General features: G+C 69.3%; 23 protein-coding genes and 1 other RNA gene. 12 read left to right on the top strand and 12 right to left on the bottom strand.

All coding sequences use genetic code 11. The features are described from left to right. Positions 1 to 217 precede the first annotated feature (217 nt). Entirely contained in the window at positions 218 to 2,215 is a 1,998-nt protein-coding gene (thrS, locus tag ACN5KJ_RS00475) for a threonine--tRNA ligase (RefSeq protein WP_418591517.1), read from the bottom strand. Between the two features lie 220 nt (positions 2,216 to 2,435). Between thrS and ACN5KJ_RS00480 the strand changes: the two genes are divergently transcribed. The 8 genes from ACN5KJ_RS00480 (at position 2,436) to ACN5KJ_RS00515 (ending at position 9,449) form a co-directional block, all read left to right on the top strand. After that, complete coding sequence (locus ACN5KJ_RS00480) at positions 2,436 to 3,683, top strand: MFS transporter (RefSeq protein WP_418591519.1); 1,248 nt, start codon at positions 2,436 to 2,438, stop codon at positions 3,681 to 3,683. A gap of 87 nt (positions 3,684 to 3,770) precedes the next feature. After that, positions 3,771 to 4,442: a DNA-3-methyladenine glycosylase I gene (locus ACN5KJ_RS00485; RefSeq protein ID WP_418591521.1), complete on the top strand. Its 672-nt coding sequence runs from the start codon at positions 3,771 to 3,773 to the stop codon at positions 4,440 to 4,442. Between the two features lie 314 nt (positions 4,443 to 4,756). Next, positions 4,757 to 5,497: an alpha/beta hydrolase gene (locus ACN5KJ_RS00490; RefSeq protein ID WP_418591523.1), complete on the top strand. Its 741-nt coding sequence runs from the start codon at positions 4,757 to 4,759 to the stop codon at positions 5,495 to 5,497. Next, on the top strand, positions 5,494 to 6,432 hold the full coding sequence (locus tag ACN5KJ_RS00495) for an alpha/beta hydrolase (protein ID WP_418591525.1): 939 nt from the start codon (positions 5,494 to 5,496) through the stop codon (positions 6,430 to 6,432). Before ACN5KJ_RS00490 ends, ACN5KJ_RS00495 begins: the two co-directional genes overlap by 4 nt. A gap of 271 nt (positions 6,433 to 6,703) precedes the next feature. After that, complete coding sequence (locus tag ACN5KJ_RS00500) at positions 6,704 to 7,138, top strand: VOC family protein (RefSeq protein ID WP_206563286.1); 435 nt, start codon at positions 6,704 to 6,706, stop codon at positions 7,136 to 7,138. Positions 7,139 to 7,159: 21 nt separating this feature from the next. Further along, entirely contained in the window at positions 7,160 to 7,768 is a 609-nt protein-coding gene (locus ACN5KJ_RS00505; RefSeq protein ID WP_418592216.1) for a hypothetical protein, read from the top strand. Between the two features lie 13 nt (positions 7,769 to 7,781). After that, on the top strand, positions 7,782 to 8,378 hold the full coding sequence (locus ACN5KJ_RS00510; RefSeq protein WP_418591527.1) for a class I SAM-dependent methyltransferase: 597 nt from the start codon (positions 7,782 to 7,784) through the stop codon (positions 8,376 to 8,378). Between the two features lie 360 nt (positions 8,379 to 8,738). Further along, positions 8,739 to 9,449, top strand: coding sequence for an alpha/beta fold hydrolase (locus ACN5KJ_RS00515; RefSeq protein ID WP_418591529.1), 711 nt, complete (start codon positions 8,739 to 8,741; stop codon positions 9,447 to 9,449). 192 nt (positions 9,450 to 9,641) lie between these two features. Here the strand turns inward: ACN5KJ_RS00515 and ACN5KJ_RS00520 are convergent, their stop codons facing one another. After that, entirely contained in the window at positions 9,642 to 9,860 is a 219-nt protein-coding gene (locus ACN5KJ_RS00520; RefSeq protein ID WP_418591531.1) for a DUF6500 family protein, read from the bottom strand. A gap of 450 nt (positions 9,861 to 10,310) precedes the next feature. Between ACN5KJ_RS00520 and rnpB the strand changes: the two genes are divergently transcribed. Both rnpB and rpmG read left to right on the top strand, forming a co-directional pair. Then, an RNA gene (gene rnpB / locus ACN5KJ_RS00525) (RNase P RNA component class A) lies at positions 10,311 to 10,724 on the top strand. A gap of 115 nt (positions 10,725 to 10,839) precedes the next feature. Next, on the top strand, positions 10,840 to 11,007 hold the full coding sequence (rpmG, locus tag ACN5KJ_RS00530) for a 50S ribosomal protein L33 (protein ID WP_023852153.1): 168 nt from the start codon (positions 10,840 to 10,842) through the stop codon (positions 11,005 to 11,007). 90 nt (positions 11,008 to 11,097) lie between these two features. Here rpmG and ACN5KJ_RS00535 read toward each other — a convergent pair whose 3' ends face one another. From ACN5KJ_RS00535 to ACN5KJ_RS00570, 8 genes are all read right to left on the bottom strand, one after another. Then, the gene (locus ACN5KJ_RS00535; RefSeq protein WP_418591533.1) at positions 11,098 to 11,559 is read right to left on the bottom strand and encodes a cupin domain-containing protein; all 462 of its coding nucleotides are present in this window, start codon (positions 11,557 to 11,559) and stop codon (positions 11,098 to 11,100) included. 172 nt (positions 11,560 to 11,731) lie between these two features. Then, positions 11,732 to 12,148, bottom strand: coding sequence for an SRPBCC domain-containing protein (locus ACN5KJ_RS00540; RefSeq protein ID WP_418591535.1), 417 nt, complete (start codon positions 12,146 to 12,148; stop codon positions 11,732 to 11,734). A gap of 59 nt (positions 12,149 to 12,207) precedes the next feature. After that, complete coding sequence (locus ACN5KJ_RS00545) at positions 12,208 to 12,522, bottom strand: hypothetical protein (protein ID WP_418591537.1); 315 nt, start codon at positions 12,520 to 12,522, stop codon at positions 12,208 to 12,210. A 260-nt stretch (positions 12,523 to 12,782) separates the two neighbouring features. Beyond that, complete coding sequence (gene gph / locus ACN5KJ_RS00550; RefSeq protein WP_418591539.1) at positions 12,783 to 13,445, bottom strand: phosphoglycolate phosphatase; 663 nt, start codon at positions 13,443 to 13,445, stop codon at positions 12,783 to 12,785. Beyond that, positions 13,442 to 13,993 carry a thioredoxin family protein gene (locus tag ACN5KJ_RS00555; RefSeq protein ID WP_418591541.1) on the bottom strand — a complete coding sequence of 184 codons (552 nt, stop codon included), beginning with the start codon at positions 13,991 to 13,993 and terminating at the stop codon, positions 13,442 to 13,444. Before ACN5KJ_RS00555 ends, gph begins: the two co-directional genes overlap by 4 nt. Positions 13,994 to 14,130: 137 nt before the next feature. Beyond that, positions 14,131 to 14,826 carry a ribulose-phosphate 3-epimerase gene (gene rpe, locus ACN5KJ_RS00560; protein ID WP_206563296.1) on the bottom strand — a complete coding sequence of 232 codons (696 nt, stop codon included), beginning with the start codon at positions 14,824 to 14,826 and terminating at the stop codon, positions 14,131 to 14,133. A 635-nt stretch (positions 14,827 to 15,461) separates the two neighbouring features. After that, a complete protein-coding gene (locus tag ACN5KJ_RS00565; RefSeq protein WP_418591544.1) occupies positions 15,462 to 16,397 on the bottom strand; it encodes a pirin family protein in 936 nt (311 codons plus the stop codon). A gap of 128 nt (positions 16,398 to 16,525) precedes the next feature. After that, positions 16,526 to 17,047: a CBS domain-containing protein gene (locus ACN5KJ_RS00570; protein ID WP_347167112.1), complete on the bottom strand. Its 522-nt coding sequence runs from the start codon at positions 17,045 to 17,047 to the stop codon at positions 16,526 to 16,528. 80 nt (positions 17,048 to 17,127) lie between these two features. On the opposite strand from ACN5KJ_RS00570, the gene ACN5KJ_RS00575 reads away from it, so the two are divergent. Beyond that, the gene (locus tag ACN5KJ_RS00575) at positions 17,128 to 17,313 is read left to right on the top strand and encodes a hypothetical protein (RefSeq protein WP_418591546.1); all 186 of its coding nucleotides are present in this window, start codon (positions 17,128 to 17,130) and stop codon (positions 17,311 to 17,313) included. 240 nt (positions 17,314 to 17,553) lie between these two features. On the opposite strand, the gene nqrM is transcribed toward ACN5KJ_RS00575, so the two are convergent. Further along, complete coding sequence (nqrM, locus tag ACN5KJ_RS00580; protein ID WP_347167114.1) at positions 17,554 to 17,793, bottom strand: (Na+)-NQR maturation NqrM; 240 nt, start codon at positions 17,791 to 17,793, stop codon at positions 17,554 to 17,556. A gap of 16 nt (positions 17,794 to 17,809) precedes the next feature. Beyond that, positions 17,810 to 18,838 (bottom strand): FAD:protein FMN transferase, encoded by a 1,029-nt coding sequence (locus ACN5KJ_RS00585; protein ID WP_418591548.1) that lies wholly within the window; start codon positions 18,836 to 18,838, stop codon positions 17,810 to 17,812. A gap of 168 nt (positions 18,839 to 19,006) precedes the next feature. Here ACN5KJ_RS00585 and ACN5KJ_RS00590 point away from each other — a divergent pair, with 168 nt between their 5' ends. Further along, positions 19,007 to 20,350 carry a Na(+)-translocating NADH-quinone reductase subunit A gene (locus ACN5KJ_RS00590; RefSeq protein ID WP_418591550.1) on the top strand — a complete coding sequence of 448 codons (1,344 nt, stop codon included), beginning with the start codon at positions 19,007 to 19,009 and terminating at the stop codon, positions 20,348 to 20,350. Positions 20,351 to 20,353: the final 3 nt, after the last annotated feature.

Here is a 20,353-nt window from a genome sequence, read left to right on the forward strand (position 1 = left end):
CAGCACGGCAGCACGGCAGCACGGCAGCACGGCAGCACGGCAGCACGGCAGCACGGCAGCACGGCAGCACGGCAGCACGGCAGCAGGGGGCAGGGGGCAGGGCAGGAAAAAGCCCGCCCCGCGGCGATGCGGGGCGGGCTCTGTTCTGGCGGGCCTCGGTGTCCCGGGCATTCGCCTCGGCTGGTCCCGATCCGGTTACCCGGATCAGAGCCGCGTCTCAGTCCTTGCGCAGGTCCGGCGGCGTCGCCTCGACGGCCACCGCGCGCAGGAAGTCCCCGAGACCCTGCATGCTGGTTTGCTTCTCGCCAAGGCGGCGGACGGAGACGGTGCGCTCTTCGACCTCGCGGTGACCCACGGCCAGGATCACCGGCACCTTGCCGACCGAATGCTCGCGGACCTTGTAGTTGATCTTCTCGTTGCGGATGTCCAGCTCGGCCCGGACACCGGCAGCCTGAAGGGCCTGCACGATCTCTTCGGCATAGCTGTCCGCCTCCGAGGTGATCGTCGCCACGACAACCTGACGCGGCGCCAGCCAGAACGGCAGCTTGCCCGCGTGCTCCTCGATCAGGATGCCGATGAAGCGCTCGAAGGAGCCCAGCGTCGCGCGGTGCAGCATGAAGGGCCGCGTCTTGTCGCCGTTGGGGGCGATATAGGTGGCGCCCAGCCGCTCGGGCAGGTTCGGATCGACCTGGAAGGTCCCGCACTGCCAGACCCGGCCGATGGCATCGGTCAGGTAGAAGTCCAGCTTCGGCCCGTAGAAGGCACCGTCGCCCGGTTCCAGCGTGTAGGTGCGGCCCGTCTTGCGGATCGCCTCTTCCAGCGCGTTCTCGACGTAGTCCCACGACTCTTCGGTGCCGACGCGCTTTTCAGGGCGCGTGGCGAACTTGATCTCGAAGGTCGGGAAGCCAAGCTCGCGGTAGATATCGGCGAGGAACTCGATGAACCGCGCGCATTCGTCCTCGATCTGCGCCTCGGTGCAGAAGATATGCGCATCGTCCTGCGTGAAGCCGCGCACCCGCATGATGCCGTGCAGCGCGCCCGAGGGCTCGAACCGCGAGCAGGATCCGAACTCGGCCAGCCGCAGCGGCAGGTCGCGGTAGGACTTCAGGCCCTGGTTGAAGACCTGAACGTGGCAGGGGCAGTTCATCGGCTTCAGCGCGTTGATGCGGGTCTGCGCCTTGTCCTTCACATCCGCGTCGTCGTTTTCGCCGTCGCGGGATTCATCCACCTCGACGAGGAACATGTGGTGCTGGTACTTGTCCCAGTGGCCCGAGGCCTCCCACAGCTTGCGGTCCACGACCTGCGGCGTGTTGATCTCGCGGTAGCCGCCGGCGCGCTGCTTGCGGCGCATGTAGTCCTGCAGCTGCGTGTAGATCGTCCAGCCGTTGGGGTGCCAAAAGACCTGACCGGGCGCCTCTTCCTGCATGTGGAACAGGTCCATCTCGCGGCCCAGCTTGCGGTGGTCGCGCTTGGCGGCCTCTTCCAGCATGTTCAGGTGCTTGCGCAGGTCTTCCTTGTTCTTGAAGGCGACGCCGTAGATCCTTTGCAGCATCTGGCGCTTGCTGTCGCCGCGCCAGTAGGCGCCCGCGACCGACATCAGCTTGAAGGCATCGCCGGGCACCTGCCCGGTGTGCTGAAGGTGCGGACCGCGGCAGAGATCCTGCCAGTCGCCGTGCCAGTACATGCGCAGCGGCTCGTCGCCGGGGATGCTTTCGATCAGCTCGACCTTGTAGGGCTCGCCGCGCTCTTCGTAGTACTTCACCGCCACGTCACGCGCCCAGACCTCGGTCCGGACGGGGTCGCGCTTGTTGATGATCTCTTTCATCTTCTTTTCGATGGCGCCGAGATCTTCGGGAGTGAAGGGCTCTGCCCGGTCGAAGTCGTAGTACCAGCCGTGCTCGATGACCGGGCCGATGGTGACCTTCACGTCGGGCCAGATCTCCTGCACGGCGCGCGCCATGATATGCGCGAGGTCGTGGCGGATCAGCTCCAGCGCCGCGCCGTCCTCGGCCAGCGTGTTGATCGCGATCGAGGCGTCGGCCTCCAGCGGCCATTGCAGGTCGAAATGCGCGCCGTCGACGGTGGCGGAGATCGCCTTCTTGCCGAGCGACTTGGAGATGCTCTCGGCGACCGCGGCGGGCGTGGTGCCCTTGTCGAAATCGCGCTTCGAGCCATCTGGGAATGTCAGGGAAATCTGGGGGGAAATCTGGGCCATCGGCCTCAACTCCTCGTCGGTTTGGCGCCCACGGAACGCCCGGTTGCGGGTTATTGTGTGTGGGCGCGTTTTGACCCCCGGGGGGCGGGCTGTCAACGGGGTAACGGCGGCGGGGGCGGCCATGGGCGCCGCCGGAAACTGATCCGCGCGGGTTCCGGGGCCGTATGACCCGGTGACGATGCAGCCCGGCCCGTCGCGGCCCAGCGAAGAAGAAAGACGCATGACCGATACCGTCGACCTTTACGAGAACCTCACCGGCGCCGAGGCAGAGGTCCGCGCCGCCGAGGCCCGCAACGGGCTGCGCCACATGGCCGCGCTGTCGATGACAAAGATCGCCGACGGGCTGATCGACCCCAAGCTGGTGCTGAGCTGGCTGGCGGGCTCGCTGGGGGTGCCGGCGGCGATCACCGGGCTTTTCGTGCCGATCCGCGAGGCGGGCGCGCTTCTGCCGCAGATCCTGATGGCGGGCCGGGTCGAGGCCATGGCGCACCGCAAATGGGCCTGGGTCGCGGGATCGCTGGGGCAGGGGGTGGCGGCGGCCTGCATCGCGCTGGCGGCGCTGCTGTTGCAGGGCTGGGCGGCGGGCACAGCCATCGCGGCGGCGCTGGCGCTGCTGGCGGTCAGCCGGGCGCTCTGTTCGGTCAGCTACAAGGACATCCTCGGCAAGACGGTCGAGAAGCGGCGGCGCGGCGCGGTGACGGGCGTTGCGGGCTCGGCGGCCTCTCTGGCGGTGCTGGGCTTCGCAGCGCTGCTGATCTTCGGGCCGGGGCAGGAAACCGCCCCGGTGGTGATCGCGGTGGCGCTGGCGGCGGGCCTCTGGCTGGCGGCGGCGGCGCTGTTTTCGACGCTGGAGGAAAGGGCTTCCGAAGCGGCGGGGGCGGGCAGGCCCTTCGACCTGACGCCGCTGCGCGAGGACGCCCAGTTCCGGCGCTTCATCGCGGCGCGCGGGGCGCTGACGGTGACGGCGCTGGCGCCGCCCTATTTCGTGCTTCTGGGCGGCGGGCAGGAGGCGCTTCGGGGGCTGGGGGCGCTGCTGGTGGCCTCGGCGGCGGCCTCTTTCGTCAGTTCCTACCTCTGGGGGCGGCTGGCCGACCGCTCGTCGCGCTGGGTGCTGGCGCTGTCGGGCTTCGTCGCGGCGGGTTTCATGGCGCTGGCGGTGGGGCTGGACCTTGCCGGGCTGTCCGGCGGGCTCTGGGTCGTGCCCATGGTGCTGTTCGGCCTGATGGTGGCCTATCACGGCGTGCGGCAGGGGCGATCGACCTACCTTGTGGACATGGCGCCCGAGGACAGCCGCGCGTCCTACTCTGCGCTGGCCAACACGCTGATCGGCGCGCTGCTTCTGCTGGTGGGGCTTCTCGGGGGCGCCCTGGCGGCGCTGGGGCCGGTGGTGGCGCTGGCGGGCTTCGCGGCGCTGTCGGCCCTTGGGGGCGTGCTGGCGCTGGGGCTGGCGGAGGTGGAAGGGCGTTGAACGCCCTTCCCGGCGCGCCACGGCTTGCGGCGCGTACCGGTCCGGTGTTTCCTGCGCGCGAGGGTTCGGTCGGCGCAGGGGGGCGGCATGCGGAGATTTGCGGACATTCTGGAGATTGCGGCAGAGCGCAAGGGCGGGCGCGCGGCGGTGCTGGCGGATATGCCGGCGGTGCTGTCCGCCGATGCGCTGGCGGCGATCCCGGACGAGCGCTGGCTGGCGCAGATGGCGCGCGGCATCCTGCAGACCGGGATCAGCTGGACGGTGGTGGACCGCAAGTGGCCCGGCATCCTCGAGGCTTTCCATGGCTTCGACGTGGCCCGTGTTTCGATGATGTCGGACGACTGGTTCGATGCGCTGATCGCCGACACCCGGATCATCCGCTCGCCGCCCAAGGTGCGGGCGGTGCAGGAAAACGCGGTCTTCATCCGCGAGATCGCCGCGGCGCATGGCTCTTTCGGGCGCTGGGTCGGGGATTGGCCCGCAGAGGATTTCGCGGGTCTTCTGGTGCGGCTGAAGGCCGATGGGGCGCGGCTGGGCGGGACGACCGGCGCCTATACGCTGCGGGTCATGGGGAAGGAGGGCTATATCCTCTCCGCCTCGGTGGTGGCGCGGCTGGCGGAAGAAGGGGTTGTGGACAAGGCGCCGACCTCGCGAAAGGCCTGGGCGGCGGTTCAGGACGCCTTCAACCGGTGGCGGGCGGAGAGCGGGCAGAGCCTGACCGTGATCAGCCGGGTTCTGGCGCAAAGCATCGACGCCTGACCTTCGGTCTGGGGGAAGCGCCGTCGACGGCGCTTTGAAGCCGCGTCGGCGCGGCTTCACAAGGCTGTTCTAACAGCCTTCCACGCGTCGGGATTGCAGACGCCCGGACAGGCGCGGCGGGTCAGGCGCGGCGGGCCCCTGCGGGCCAATAGGCGAGGCGCGCGGTTTCCGCCGGTCGGAGCGGGCAGGGGGCCAACAGCCGGGCCGCGCGCAGAGCAGGGGGCGCCCGCGCCGGAGGCTGCGACCCGGCGGACCGGCTTGGCAATCCGCGCCCGGTGGCTATGGTGGCGGCGTTCCGAAGAAGGAGGCCACCGATGCCAGAACTCCGCCATGTCGACGGTCCACGCGGCGACCGGCTTGCCTGTGTGAAAACCGAAGGCCAGGGGCCCTGCGTGGTCTTCCTGTCCGGCTATCGCTCGGACATGGAGGGCACCAAGGCGGTCCATCTCGAGGGCTGGGCCCGGGCGCGGGGGCAGGCCTTCCTGAGGCTGGATTATGCCGGGCACGGCGCCTCGGGCGGTGTCTTCGAAGAGGGCTGCATCGGCGACTGGGCGGCGGATGCCGAAGCGGTGATCCGCGCCATGGCGCCGGGGCCGGTGGTGCTGGTCGGCTCTTCCATGGGCGGCTGGATCGGCTGCCTTCTGGCACGGCGCTTGCCGGAGGTCGCGGGCTTCATCGGCATCGCCGCCGCGCCGGACTTCACCGAGGACGGCTTCTGGGCGGGCTTCTCCGAGGACGAGCGGCGGCAGGTCATGGAGACCGGGCAGCTGCTGATGCCCTCGGCTTATGAAGACCCCTACGTGGTGACGCGCCGCCTGATCGAGGATGGCCGCGACAACCTTGTCCTGCGGGCCCCCCTGCCGATGCCCTGGCCGGTCCGCCTGTTGCAGGGCACCTGCGACGAGGCGGTCAGCCGCGAGACCGCCCTGCGGCTTCTGGATCATATCGACGGCCCGGATGTCCGCCTGACGCTGGTCAAACACGCCGACCACCGCTTTTCCACACCCGAGACGCTTGCCCTGATCGAAGCCGCGCTGGAGGAGGTTCTGGCGTGACCGCCACCGGGTGGGGCCTGTCCGATCGACCGGGCGGCGGCCCCGGCCCGGAGATCCCGGCGGGCGGCGTTTCGGACTGGCTGGCGGCGCGCGAGGCGGGGGTTGTGGACCTGCGCCCGGGGGCGGAAAAGCGCGTGCTCTGGGCCGGCAGGCCGGAGGCGCGCACCGATTGGGCGGTGGTCTACGTGCATGGTTTCTCTGCCTCGGCCGAAGAGCTGCGCCCGCTGCCGGACCGCGTGGCCGGGGGGCTGGGCGCGAACCTCTTCTTCACGCGGCTTGCCGGGCACGGGCGCGACGGCGCGGCCATGGCAGAGGCCTCGCTGGAGGACTGGATGCGCGACATGACAGAGGCGCTTGCGGTGGGGCGCCGGATCGGGCGCCGGGTGCTGGTCATGGGCTGTTCCACCGGCGCGACGCTGATCGCGCTGGCGCTGGCGCGCGACAAGGTGCCGGGGGTGGCCGAATTAGCCGGGGCGCCGGAGGCGGCCGAGGTGGCCGGGGCGGTCCTGCTGTCGCCGAACTTCGGGCTGCGCGACCGGCGGTCGGCGATCCTGACCTGGCCGGGCATGGGCCGGGTTCTGCCGCTGATCCTTGGGCCGGAGCGGGGCTTTGTGCCCCGCAACGCCGGACATGCGCCGGCATGGACCACGCGCTATCCCGTGGGGGCGCTGATCCCGATGGCACGGGCAGTGCAGGCGTCGCGCCGGGTCAGGGGCCTGTCGGTTCCGGTGCTCACGGTCTTCGACCCGGGCGATACGGTGGTCGATCCCCGCATCAGCCGCGCCATGGCGGCGCGCTGGGGGGCCAGGGTGCAGGAGGTCCGGGTGGGCGACGGGGACGATCCCGCCCGCCACATCATCGCGGGCGAGATCCTTTCCCCGGGCATGACCGCGCCCGTCGCGGCGCAGGTGCTGGACTGGGCGCGCGGCCTGTGATCCCTGCCGACCCCGTGCGGAAGGTGCGTTGACGGCCCCGCGACCGTGGCCAAGGGGGGCTGGTCCCCGACCGTGCCCGGATCGCGGTATGGGGGGCTTTGATGCGCGGGGGCGCCCCGGCGGCTTGCCCGCGCATCTGCATCGCGGACCCCCCGCGTCTTGCTGCCGCTTCCTGTCAGGAGCCGGGTTCCGTGGCTGGCCGTTCGCGGGCATGATCATCGGGCGTGGCGGGCAACACGCAGACCCGCCAGCACGGCAAGGGAGACGCGACATGGAACAACGGATCAGCCTGATAACCCTTGGCTGCCGCGACATCGCGGCGGCGGCGGCCTTTTACGAGGCCATGGGCTGGCGCCGGGTCGAAACGCCGGACGGCATCGTCGTCTTCGACCTGATCGGGCAGGCCCTGGGCCTCTACCCGCTGGAGGATCTGGCCCGCGACATGGGCGTGGTGCCGGGCACGCTGGGGACCGGCGCCGCCACGCTGGCCTACAACGTCCGCGAAAAACCCGAGGTCACCGCGCTTCTGGCCCGCGCCGAAGCGGCGGGCGCGCAGATCCTGAAACCCGCGCATGACGTCTTCTGGGGGGGCCATATCGGCTATTTCTCGGACCCCGAGGGCCATGTCTGGGAGATTGCGCACAACCCCTTCTCGACCCTGGCCCCGGATGGCGCGTTCCGCTGGAACGGCTATGCCGAAGGCTGAGCCATGAGGCGCCCGCGCTCCATGTGGTCGCTGGAGACACTGGGCCGCGAGCGCCTGTCCCGGCACTTCTGGATGCGCGAGTTCCTCTATTCCGAGATCGGCAATATCCACGAGATCGCCAATATCCCCGACGACCCGGACCGGGCGCTGGAGCGGGGCCGCGCCTTTGCCACGCAGCTTCTGGACCCGCTGGAGGAAACCTTCGGGCGGGTCTTCGTGCGGTCGGGCTACCGCTCTGCGCGGCTGAACGCCTTCGGCAATGCCAACCGCCTGAACTGCGCGCGCAACGATTACCCGCTGGAATGCCACATCTGGGACCTGCCCGACCGCCCGGTCGCGGGCGCCTCCGTGGTGCTGCCCTGGTTCGCGGACCGCTATGCCCGGGGCCGCGACTGGCGCGATCTGGCGTGGTGGCTGCACGATCACCTCGATTATTCCGAGATCTGGTTCTTCCCCAGGCTCTGCGCCTTCAACCTTGCCTGGCGGCCCGACCCGCTGCGGCGGATCGACAGCTATATCGCCCCCCGGGGTAGGCTGCTGCGGGCCGGGGCAGAGCCCTGCGAGGACCGCGCGGCGCGGCAGGCGCGCTACGCGGATTTCCCGCCGTTCCGGGGCATCGCCCATCCATGACGGAGCCCGTGCGATGATCGACAACCGCGCCGTCTACGAGCGGCAGGCCCTGCGCTACGACCGCGAGCGCGGGCGCTCGCTGTTCGAGGCGCCGTGGTTGCGGGCCTGCGTCGCGGATGTGCCGCCCGGTGGCCGGGTGCTGGATCTCGGCTGCGGCGCCGGGGCGCCCATCGGTGCGTGGCTGGTGGCGCGGGGCTTCGCCGTGACCGGGGTGGATTTCTCGCCGGCGATGCTGCGGCTGTTCCGCGCCCGGCTGCCCGGCGCAGAGGCGGTCGAGGCCGACATCGAGGGGCTGTCCCTTGCCAGGCATTTCGATGCGATCATCGGCTGGGGCAGTTTCTTCCACCTGTCCGAAGAGGCGCAGCGCCGCGCCCTGCCGCGCATCGCGGCCCATCTGGTGCCGGGCGGGCGGCTCTTGCTGACGGTCGGCCCCGGCGCGGGCGAGGCCCTGGGCAGGGTCGGCGGCGAAACGGTCTATCACGCCTCGCTGGACATCGTGGAATACCGCGCGATCCTCGCCCGCTGCGGCGTGACGGTGGAACGGTTCAGCCCCGAGGACAGGGAGACCGCGGGGCACTCGCTGCTGCTGGCCCGCCGAAGCGCCGCCTGAGGGGGCGGGCGCAGAGGGTCGGCTTGGGGGCGGCTGCGCCCGTCCCGGCGCCGGGGGCAGCATCTGCGGGGGGGGGGGCGAGATGCCGGGCAAGGGGCCGTGTCGCCCGGCGACGGGCTGCGGCAGGGGGGAGCGGATCGCCGGGACCGGGTGGCCGGAAAATTCCAAATTTTCCGGGCCGGATTTCCTGCCGGAAATCCGCGCGCGCCGAAGGCAGGGGCGGGGAAATCCGCCGATGCCCGGCGGGTTTGGCTTTCGTCCGCCGACCGCTTTGATAGGGTGCGCGCGCAATCAGGCAGCGCGGGGCGGTTTAGGTGAAGACTATGACAGGGCAGGGCGAATTGGCAGCCGAGGGCGCGCGTGCCTGAACCGCTCGTGTTCCTGCCGGGGCTGATGGCCGACTTGCGCCAGTTTGCGCCGCAGATCGGCGTCTTCTCGCCCGAGCGGGCGGTGATGGTCGCGCCCCTGCAGGGGGGCGAACGCATCGAGGAGATGGCCTCGGGGCTGCTGGATGTGCTGCCCAAGCGGTCCGCTCTCGTGGGCGCGGGGCTTGGCGGCATGGTCGCGCTGGAGGTCATCCGCCGCGCCCCGGACCGGGTTGCGCGGCTGGCCCTCATGGACACGACGCCGCTGGCCGCAACGCCGCAGCAGGTCGCCGATATCGAACCGCGCATCATCCGCGCCCGCGCCGGCAAGTTCTCCGAGGTCATGGCGGAAGAGGTGGCCGCCGCCGACCTCGCCCCCGGGCCGCAGCGCGCCGAGGTGCTGGCGCTTGTCGCCGAGATGGCCCGCGGCCTTGGCCCCGAGGCCTATGTCCGCCAGTCCCGCGCGCTGCAACGGCGCCGCGACCAGCAGGGCACCCTGCGGCGGATCAATGCGCCGGTGCTGGTGCTCTGCGGCGAGCAGAACCGCCGCTACGAGGCGAAGCGCCATGCCTTCATGGCAGAGCTGATCCCGGGTGCGAAGCTGGCGGTGATCGAGGGCGCGGGCCTTCTGCCGACGCTCGAACAGCCCGAGGCGGTTGTCGCGGCCCTGCGCGACTGGCTGAAGATGCCCCTGCTGCTGCGCTAGGCGGCTCCGCACGGCAGTGCCGGTCCGGTAGGGTTTCTTCCGCTGCCGCCCCTGCGGGGTGACCATGCGGGCGGACCGCCGTGGGCATCCGCGTTTGTCATGGGGGGGGCTTTGACCGGCACCCTCGGAAAGGCCGAAAGCAGGGTGCTGGACTGCGCGGGGGGCGTATCGGCAGGGCCGCGCTGCCGCGGCTCAGGCGCCGGAACGGATCATCTCCCGGATCTTTGTCGCCTTCTCGAAGTGGTCCAACTCGTGGGTCCTGATCCACCATTCGGCGGCTTCCATGAGCAGCTCCGGGTCATCGTTCTTGTTGGCGAAAAACGCATAGAACGAAAGTCCCACGGTCTCGCCTTTCCGGGCGATCCTGTCGTTGCAGATCGCGATTGCCTTGGTTCTCAGCGATGGGCGCATTGGGAATTCGCTTCTCTTGGTCTCTGACGTGCGGATTGGAACGTATAGGGAACGGGTGCGCGCCGCAAGGCGGGCGAAGCGGTGGTCTGGCCTCGAAGCGCAGATTCGCGGCAGGCCGAGTAAACCGCCCGCGCCGCGCTTTTGGCTTGTGCATCGGCGCCGCCGTCTTCGGGCATCCCTGTCGGTCGGTGCTGCACATGGGCAAGCCCTGTGGTGTCGAACAGTTCCGGGACCGCGCCGCTTTGCCCGGCCCCTGCCGGGCTGTCTTTCGCCTCCCGCACGCGGCCCGCATGGGCCGCCGGTGCCATGGGCGCCCGGCCCCATGCCCCGGTGCGGACTGCCGGGGCCGGGCGGTAGGGTCCGCTGCCGAGACTTTTGCCCGCCGGCATTCACACCAACCGCCCGAATGCGCTTGACCGGCGCCCGCCGCCTGCCTATCGCTGCCCTCGCGCGGAAGGCCGGACGGCCGCTTTGGGGGCGCAAGCCCCCCGAGAGGAAAGTCCGGACTCGCCAAGGCATCGGTGCCGGGTAACGCCCGGGCAGGGCAACCTGACGGAAAGCGCCACAGAAAACAGACCGCCCGTCATGCCCGAGGGTTTCCAAGGGATGCCATGGCGGGTCAGGGTGAAACGGTGGGGTAAGAGCCCACCGGGGGGCTGGCAACAGCGCCCGCATGGCAAGCCCCACCGGGAGCAATGCCAAATAGGGACCCCGCGTGCGTTCGCGGACAGGGCCGCCTTGGCCCGAGGGGTCCGGGTTGGCAGCTAGAGCCGTGCAGCAATGTACGGCGCAGAGGAATGGTCGTCTGAGGGCGGGTTTCGGCCCGTCCAACAACAGAATCCGGCTTACAGGCCTTCCGCGCATCGAAAAACCGCGCCGCAGGGCGGTCGCGGCGCTTGACTCGGTCGCGAGGGCCGTTAAAAGGCGGGCTTCGAGACAGATTTCACATGGGCGCCCCCCATGTTCCAGGAGACGAGACATGGCGAAGCCGACCACCATCAAGATCCGCCTGAATTCGACCGCAGGCACTGGCCACTTCTACGTGACCAAGAAAAACGCACGCACGATGACCGAGAAGATGTCGATCCGCAAGTTCGACCCGGTTGCGCGCAAGCACGTCGAATACAAGGAAGGCAAGATCAAGTAAGATCGCGCCCGTCCATTTTGGACACCGCCAAAGCCGCGACCCGACGGGGAGCGGCTTTTGTCGTTTCAGGACAGGGCCCGCGGGTCGGGCCTACCTGGGCAGCGGCTCTGCCGGAGCGCCGGCCTCTGTCGTCCAGCGCCGCGCGCCGCCGCCGCAGCGCTCCACATGCAGGACCCGGTCCTCGCCGGGGTAATGCACCCGGTCGCGCGGGGCGCGGGTTCCGATGACAAGATAGCGTGCCGGGCTGTCGCTGCGATTCTCCAGCCGGTGCCCCAGCGCCTGACCGGCGGGAAAGGTCGCGGCCTCCCCGGCGTCCAGCGGCACCTCGTCCTCGCCCTCGACAAGGATCACGCTGCCCTCGAGCATGTAGACCATCTCGTCCTCGTCCTCGTGCCAATGCGCGTGGCTGGACCGGGCGCCGGGGGCGAGGGTCTCGACCAGGGCGCCGAACTGGGTCAACCCGCCGCTGTCGCTGAACAAGAGCGCCTCATAGGGGCCAAGCACCCCGTCTCCGGATTCGCGCCGGACGCTGTCTGGCTGATGTTTCGGCATGGCTCCCCCAAGCGTGACCGTTCTGTCCACCGGCCTGCCCGCGTTGCGGGAAAGCCGGCCACCATCACTATAGCGGAACTCGTGGCGCGCGGGGCAGGGATTCCCCTCCGCGCGGACCGAGGGCGGCGGGGACGTGTCTTGCGTGCACCGTCGGTGGCGGTGTCGCGCCGGGTCAGACCTGCTCTGCGTGGCGCTTGAAGCTGTTCAGGATGGCCTGCCAGCCGTCGCGTTGCAGGGCGATGTCGTTCTCTGTCTCGGCGTCGAATTCGGTCACCACGCGGGTGCCGCCGCCCTCGGGGGTGAAGGTGGTTTCGGCCAGCCGCCCGTCGCTCATCCTGAGGGCCACGCGGTCCTTTTCCTCGAAGACCTCGTAGGTGCCCTCGAAATCGAATCCGACGCTGCCGTCCCTTGCCTCCATCCGCGCGGCATGGCGCCCGCCCTGCCGGGGCTCGACCAGGGCGGACGGGCAGCACCAGTCCTCCGAGGCGAAATTCCACTGGGTGATGTGTTCGGGCGTGATCCACGCCTGCCAGACCTTGTCGATGGAGGCATCGACAAGGGCCTCTACCCTGACCTTTTGCGGTGTCATCTGCGTTCCTTTCAAGCAAGCCTTCGCCCCGGGGACCGGCCTGGCCGGTGCGGTGGATGTTACGGACGGCGCGAGGATCGGGTCAACCGCCGGGCATTCGATCCGGCGCGGCGGTTGACCGGGGCCAATGCGGCCAGCGTGGCCGCCTGATAGCCCTTGCCGCCCGCCATCGCGCGCATGGCACGCTCGGCACCGCTGGCGAAGGCGGCGGGCTTTTCGAAGACCATGCGGGCGGCCTCTTCGGGGCGCAGGGTGCCAAGCGCCATCTGCATCACGCGCAGCTGCACCACCGTGGCGGCGCTGAACCACAGCTGCCATGTCTTCACCATCAGGCGCTGGTTCTGGTCCATGGTCTTGAAGAGGTGGGTCAGCATGGGGGGCTCCGGTTGCGGGTTCTGGGCCGTCACCGGATCAAGCCGCGACGGGGCGATCCGGTTCCCCGGCGCGGTGGCGATTTCTTCGAAAGAAATCGGGCCGAAATCTTTGGAAGATTTCGGCCCCCGTGTCAGGCGCTGCGCAATGTGTTTGGCGGAGGGCGACTGTGGCACCGCTCTGGCCTGCAAGACCGGCGCGGCATGTCGGCGCGAGGCCCGTCACAGGCGCCCCTGCGAGCGGGCAGGGCTGGCCCGGGGGCTCAGGCCCCGGAGCGTTCCGGCAGGTCGGCCACGAGGCCGGGCAGGGCGGTCCACTCCGCGAAGGCCAGCCGGTGCGGCATCGCGGCGACCGGCCCCTTCCGGTAGCCCTCTGTGAACAGCAGGAAGGGCACATCCGCGTTCACCGCCGTATGGGCATCCACCTCGCTGTCGCCGACATAAAGTCCCGGCCCGCCGCCAAGCGCCGCGAAGGCCGCCTTCAACGGCGCGGGGTCGGGCTTGTGCACGGGCAGGCTGTCGCCGCCGTAGATGCAGCCGAAGTAGCGGGCAAGGCCAAGGTGGTCGAGCACCGCATGGGTCGGCTCCAGCGGTTTGTTGGTGCAGATCCCCAGTGCGTGGCCCCGGGCCACCAGCGCGTCCAGCGCATCGACCACGCCCGGGTAGGGCCGCGTCAGGGTGACGGCGCCGCGATAGCGTTCCATGAAGGCGGCGTGCAGGGGCTCTTGTTCGCTGTCGGGGATGTCGCGGGCGCGGCGCATCTTCTGCACGAAGACCTTGACGCCGTTGCCGATGAAACCGCGCGCCTCAGCCAGCGTGATGGGCGCGCAGCCCTGTTCCCGAAGCAGCGCGTTGGCGATGCCCTGCAGGTCGGGGACGCTGTCGATCAGGGTTCCGTCGAGGTCGAAGACGATACGGGCTGTCATGCGGCTTTCCATTTGATTGAACATCCCACCGAGGGCACCTGCGCGCGCGGGCCTTCGCCGGTTTCGGCCACCTGTTTCATGGCCTCGTAGAGATCGCGGCGGGCGTCCTTTTCGGCGGCCCTCCCCGAGGCGTCGAGGCGGCCCCGGTATTGCAGGCCCAGCCCGGCGTCGAAACCGAAGAAATCCGGCGTGCAGGCGGCGCCATAGGCGCGGGCGACGGACTGCGTCTGGTCGTGCAGGTAGGGAAAGGGGAAGGCGCGGGCCTGCGCCATCTCCTGCATTGCCGGGAAGTCGTCGGTGGGGTGGCTGGTCGCGTCGTTCGAGCAGATCGCCGCCACGCCGATACCGAGCGCCCGCAGGTCGCGCACGTCGCGGATGATGCGGTCGAGCACCGCAAGGACATAGGGGCAATGGTTGCAGATGAAGAGGATCAGCGTGCCGCGGTCGCCCCGGATGTCGGAGAGCGCATAGGTCTGGCCGTCGGTGGCGGGCAGCGAGAAATCCGGTGCCTGCCAGCCGAAGGCGCAGAGCGGAGGGGAGACGGCCATGGGGGCTCCTTCTGTGCGGGTGCCGGGGCCAGTGGCAGACCCCGGGCTGTTGCGCGGTCCGGGCCGAAGCCCGGGCAGGGGATGCGGCGCCGCCCTGCCGCCGGTCCAGCAGGGTCAGGGGCGCGCGGCGCGCCCGGTCAGGCGGTCTTCTGGCCTGCCGTGGCGGCGGCGCGGATGGCGGCGATGTTCTCTCCGTAGACGCCCGGGTTGTCGACCGAGCCGCCGCGGAAGACCGCGGACCCGGCGACAAGGGAATCCGCCCCGGCCTCTGCCACCAGCGGTGCGGTCACCGGGTCGATGCCGCCGTCGACCTGGATATGGATCGGGCGGTCGCCGATGGCAGCGCGGATGGTGCGGATCTTGGCGGTCATGTCGAGGAACTTCTGTCCGCCGAAACCGGGGTTCACGGTCATCACCAGCACCATGTCGGCAAGGTCCAGCAGCGGCAGGGCGGCCTCGGCGGGCGTGCCGGGGTTCAGCGCGACACCGGCCTTCATGCCTGCGGCGCGGGTTGCCTGAAGCGTGCGGTGGATGTGCGGCCCGGCCTCGACATGGGCGGTGAGGAAGTCGGCGCCCGCCTCGGCATAGGCCTCGATGTAGGGATCGACCGGGGCGATCATCAGGTGGACGTCCATCACCGTCTTCACATGCGGACGAAAGGCCTTCACCGCGGGCGGACCGAAGGTGAGGTTGGGCACGAAATGGCCGTCCATCACGTCCACATGCACCCAGTCGGCGCCCTGCGCCTCGATGGCGCGGATCTCCTGCCCGAAGTTGGCGAAATCGGCGGAGAGGATGGAGGGGGCGATCTTGATCGAACGGTCGAAGCTCATGGACGGAATCCTTTGCGGGCGGTGCGTGGCTGCGCCCGTTCTACGCCCGGCGGGGCGGGGGCGCCAGTGGCGGCGGCGGGACCGGGGCTCTGCCGTCGCCATCGTCTCTCGGACCGAAGGCGCGACGATGACGACCCCCGAGGTATTTGGGGACCAAAGAAGCAGGGAAGCGTTGGGGGGAGCGGTCTTGCGGGTGGCGAGAGGGTCCTTCGGGGTCGACGCAGGCATGCCGGTAGCAGGCGGGTCTTTCGGGAGAGCGGGACAGGCTTTGGTGTGGGGCGGCTTTGGATCGAGGGGCGCGCCTTCATGAGGATCGCGTGTTGCGAGAGCAAGGGCAGCCTTCGGGGAGGGGGAAGAGAAGCGCGCCTTCGAGGGCGCGGCGTGGCGAGGAAGATTCGCGTCTGCGGGACGGCGGCGTGGCGGTTGCCAGGGCATCCTGCCGTTTGGTCTGATGGTGACGTGGGGGATGACCTGCGGTGTCGCGAGGGTGGCCCCCCTCGGCCACGACCGGTGCCGCCGCGTTAGCCCCCTCGGCAACGACCGGTATCCCGGGGAGCCACCGCAAGGTCCGGTCGGACTGCCGCCGCGCCATTGTCCTGCGGCGCGGCGGCGGGACCGGGCTGACCGCTGCGGGATCAGCCCCTGCGGAAGGTCCGGTCGAGTTCGGGCGAGATCGGGATATGCTCCGATTCGTCGCCCGGGGGCAGGCGGAAGGGGCCGTTTTTCCAATCGGCGGCTTTCCAGGCCTCCTTGGCCTCTTCGATGCGGTCCTTCGACGACGAGACGAAGTTCCACCAGATGTAGCGGCTTTCGCCCAGTGTCGCCCCGCCGAGCGCCATCAGCCGCGCGCCCTGCGGGCCGGCCGTCACGCCGATCCGGTCGCCGGGGCGGAAGATCATCATGCGGCCGGCCTCATAGGTCTCGCCGGCGATCTCCACCGAGCCCTGGATGACATAGAGCCCCCGGTCCTCGTGCTCGTCCGGCAGCGGCCAGGGCCTGCCCGGTTGCAGCGTCACGTCGAGATAGAAGGTTTCCGACTGCATGGTCACCGGGCTGGTCTGCCCGTAGGCGCTGCCGAGGATCAGCCGGGCCTCGACGCCACTGTCGCTTATCACCGGCAGGGCCTCGCGTCCGTGGTGCTCGAAATCCGGGGCCATGTCCTCGCGGTCCTCGGGCAGGGCGATCCAGGTCTGCACGCCGAAGAGGCTGTGGCGGGTCTTCCGGGTGCTGGCCGAGGTGCGTTCGGAATGGGTGACGCCGCGCCCGGCTGTCATCCAGTTGACCTCTCCGGGATAGATCATCTGGTGGGTGCCGAGGCTGTCGCGGTGCTCGAACTCGCCCTGATAGAGGTAGGTGACGGTGCCGAGGCCGATATGGGGGTGCGGTCGCACGTCGATGCCGCCCTCGGTAATGAACTCGGCGGGACCCATCTGGTCGAAGAAGATGAAGGGGCCGACCATCTGCCGTTGCGGCGCGGGCAGGGCCCGGCGCACCTCGAAGCCGCCGATGTCGCGGGCGCGCGGGATGATCAGCGTTTCGGGTGTGCCGTCGTGGGTGGGGTTCCAGCTCATGTCAGGGTCCTCCGGGGCGCCGGGGTGGCACCGCTATGCCCCGAAGGTAGGCCCGTCGCCGCGCTGCACAACGCGAAGGAATGGTGCGCCTTCGCACAGAATCCGGGCCCGCGTGGCGAAGCGTGCGTTCAGCCGACGATCAGCTGTTTCAGCTGCAGGGCTTCGTGTTCCAGCTGCGTCAGGCGGAAGTTCACCGCGTCGCCGATGGTGATCATCCCGGCGAGACCGCTGTCGTCGACCACCGGCATGTGGCGGAAGCGCCCCTCGGTCATGCGCTTCAGCACGGTCACGAGCAGGTCGTCGGGGGTGCAGGTCTCGACCTTGTGGGTCATCACCTCTTCGACCTTCTGGGGCAGGGTCTGGCCCGGGGTTTCGGCCAGCTTGCGGACGATGTCGCGCTCGGAGAGGATGCCGATCAGCGCGCCGGTGGCATCGGTCACCAGAAGCGCGCCGATCCGCTTGTCGCGCAGGTGGACAACCGCCTCGTGCAGGGTTTCCTGCGGGCGGATGGTGAAGGTCTCGGAGCCCTTTGCCTTCAGCACGTCCTGCACGCTGGCCTTGGAGGGGGCCATGTTGCTGTCCAGAGACTGGCTGGAGGTGCGTTCGACCGTGTCGTCACCGCGCGTGTGGGGCTGGTAGGATGCGGGCATGAAGGGGACTCCTCTTGAATGTCCTTGGGGGCCGTGTCATCAGCCTACGTCCAAACGCACCACCTTGAGAAGAGTTGCTTTTGACCCCTGTCCTGACCCCCGTCACCGCCACGCTGATCTTTGTCGCGGGCTGCCTTGCCGGCTACCAGTATCGCCGGACCTGGAAGGCCGGGGGGGCGCGGTGGAAGCTGTGGCTTTACGGGATGGTGGCGGCGGCGGCGCTTTTGACGCTGGGATTCGTGCCCATGGTCGCGCCGGCGTCCTGACCCTTCGTCCTGGCCTGAACCGGTCGGTTCGGAGGGGCTTTCCGGCTGCGCAGGGGCTTTCTTGCCAGTGCCGCCTTCGCCTTTGGCAGCCTGGGGAAGGGGGCGCTGCCCCCCGGCCCTTTGCGGGCCTCCCCCCGGGATATTTTCGGACAGAAGAAGATCTGGGCGCCTTCAGAGGCCGGGCGCCTCGGGGCGATCGGGGGGGGCGCGGGAAGACGAGGGCTGGGCCCGCGGCGGGGCTCAGGCCTCGTCCTGTTCCATCTGGTCGAGCATCTTCCTGGCGCGTGGGCAGCCCGCCAGGCGTTCGCGCAGCGGGCTGTCCGGGTCGATGTCCTTGTTGCAGACAAGGCATTGGTCCGCATCGGAAATCGCGTTGAGGCCCCCGCAGCTGCCCTTGATCGTCTTGCCCTGGAACATCACGCCGAGCGCCATGCCGAGCATGACGATCAGAAGGAGGCAGAAGGCGAGGATATAGGTCATGCGGGGCCTTTCGCGGTTACGCGGTCAGCGTGTCGAAACGCGGGCTGGGGATGGCTTTGAATTCCATGTCGGCACCCGCGCCGTCGCGATCAAGGAAGAGCACGGCGAGGTCACGCTCTTGTGCGATTTCCAGGCCGCGCTCCGAGCCCAGGGCCAGAAGGGCGGTGGCCCAGGCATCGGCCAGCATGGCGTCTTCGATCAGGACCGTCACCGAGGCGGTGCGATGGGTGACCGGGCGACCGGTGGTGGCGTCGAGGATGTGCGAGAAGCGCTGGCCGTCCTGCTCGAAGTAGTTGCGGTAGTCGCCCGAGGTGGCCATGCCGAGATCCGACAGGCCGATCACGCGGGAGATGCCGCGATCATGGGCCAGCGGCTGCTCGATGCCGATCTGCCAGGGCTGGCCATCGGGGTTCAGACCGGCGGTATAGAGGTCGCCGCCGATTTCCACCATGAAGTCGGAGATGCCGAAGTCGCGCACGGCGCGGGCCAGTTCGTCGACGCCGAAGCCCTTGCCGATGGCCGAGACGTAGATTTCCGCGCGCGGATCCCGCTTGCGCAGGGCGCCGTCCTGCACCTCGATCACGCGGGACTGGCCGGAGGCCTGCAGGGCCTCGGCGATCGCCGCTTCGGTCGGGCGGTGGGCGGATCCCTTGGCGCCGAAGCCCCAGGCGTCGATCAGCGGGCCCACGGTGACGTCGAAACGACCGTCAGAGCCCGCGTGCACCGCGTCCGCCGCCTGCATGACGCGGGCGAACTCCGGCGAGACCGCGAAGGGTTCGGTCGAGCGCGACGCGTTGAAGCGCGAGATTTCCGAGGATGCTTCCCAGTTCGACATCTGTGCGGTCACGCGGCCAAGGCGCTTGTCGACGGCGGCCTGAAGCTCTGCCTTGTCGACCTTGTTCGAGTGGTCGACGGCGACGATGGAATAGGAAGTGCCCATCGTCCGCCCGGCGAGCTCCAGCACATTCCAGCCGTCCTTGCAGGCGGCAAGGGCAAGCGGCATGACGAGGAAGCTGCGGCGAGAGAGCTTGAAAAGATCGGACACGGTTCTGGCCTCCAAGGGGAGTTGATCTGAGGTCTTGATGCGTTGACGGGCTTCTGCGCGGTTTTTCGACGCAATTCAATGTCCGACCCTGATTTTTATTGTCGCAGACCTTTCAAAAGTCGGGCGACCGACGCATAAGACGCCAAAATCAACGACAGGACTGACGACGTGCAGCGATTTGATCTTAGCAAAGGTCTAGACGTTCCGGTCATGGGCGCGCCGGAGGGCGGCATTCAGGATGCGCCGCCGGTGACGACGGTGGCCGTTCTGGGCGATGACTACATCGGGCTGAAACCGCGCCTTGCGGTGCAGGAAGGCGACGTGGTGGGCGCGGGTGCGCCGATCTTCGCCCATAAGGACACCCCCGATGTTCAGGTCACCGCGCCGGTTACGGGACGAATCAAGGCAATCAACCGGGGCGCGCGGCGCAAGCTGGTCTCGGTCGAGATCGCGGTGGACGACAGCGCGGCGGAGCCCCTGGACTTTTCCGCCGTCGGCGATGTGACCACCGTCGAGGGGCTGGTCGAGCGGCTTTGTGCCTCTGGTCTGTGGACGTCGTTCCGCACGCGGCCCTATTCCAAGGTGCCCGACCCGATGACCCGCCCGGCGGCGATCTATGTCACCGCCATGGACACCGAGCCGCTGGCCGCCGATCCCGCGCCGATCATCGCGGCCGAGGAGAAGGCCTTCGTGCACGGGCTCGAGGCGATCATGGGCCTGAGCGAGGGCAATACCTACCTGTGCCAGGCCGCCGATGCCTCGCTGCCCGGCGACACTATCGCGGGCATCCACGTGGCGGGGTTCTCCGGGCCGCATCCGGCCGGGCTGGCCGGGACTCATATGCATTTCCTGGAGCCGCCGAGCGCCAGCAAGGTGGTCTGGACCATCGGCTACCAGGACGTGATCGCCATCGGCAAACTGCTGGCGACCGGGCGGCTTGACCCGACCCGCGTGGTGGCGATCTGCGGACCCATGGCACGGCACCCGCGCCTGGTGCGCACGGTTGCGGGCGCCTCGTTGCTGGAGCTTTGCGCCGAGGACCTGGACAGCAAGAAGCCGGTGCGGGTGATTTCCGGCTCGATCCTGTCGGGGCGGATGGGGGCGGGCGAGACCGCCTTCCTTGGCCGCTACGCACGGCAGATCACGCTGATCGAGGAAGACCGCGAGCAGATCCCGCTGGGCTGGATCCGTCCGATGCCCGGCAAATACGCGGTGCAGCCGGTGCTGGGTTCTGCCTTCGCGAAGAAGCTTTACGCGCTGACGTCCAACCTGAACGGCGGACGCCGGGCCATGGTGCCGATCGGCACCTTCGAAAGGCTGATGCCGCAGGACTACCTGCCGACGCAGCTGCTGCGGGCGTTGCTGGTGATGGACACCGACACGGCGCAGGCGCTGGGGGCGCTGGAGCTGGACGAGGAAGACGTGGCGCTCTGCGGCTTTGCCTGCCCCGCCAAATACGAGTATGGCATCGCGCTGCGCGACAGCCTGACCAAGATCGAAAAGGAGGGCTAGGCC

The organism is Ponticoccus sp. (in: a-proteobacteria), assembly GCF_048381735.1.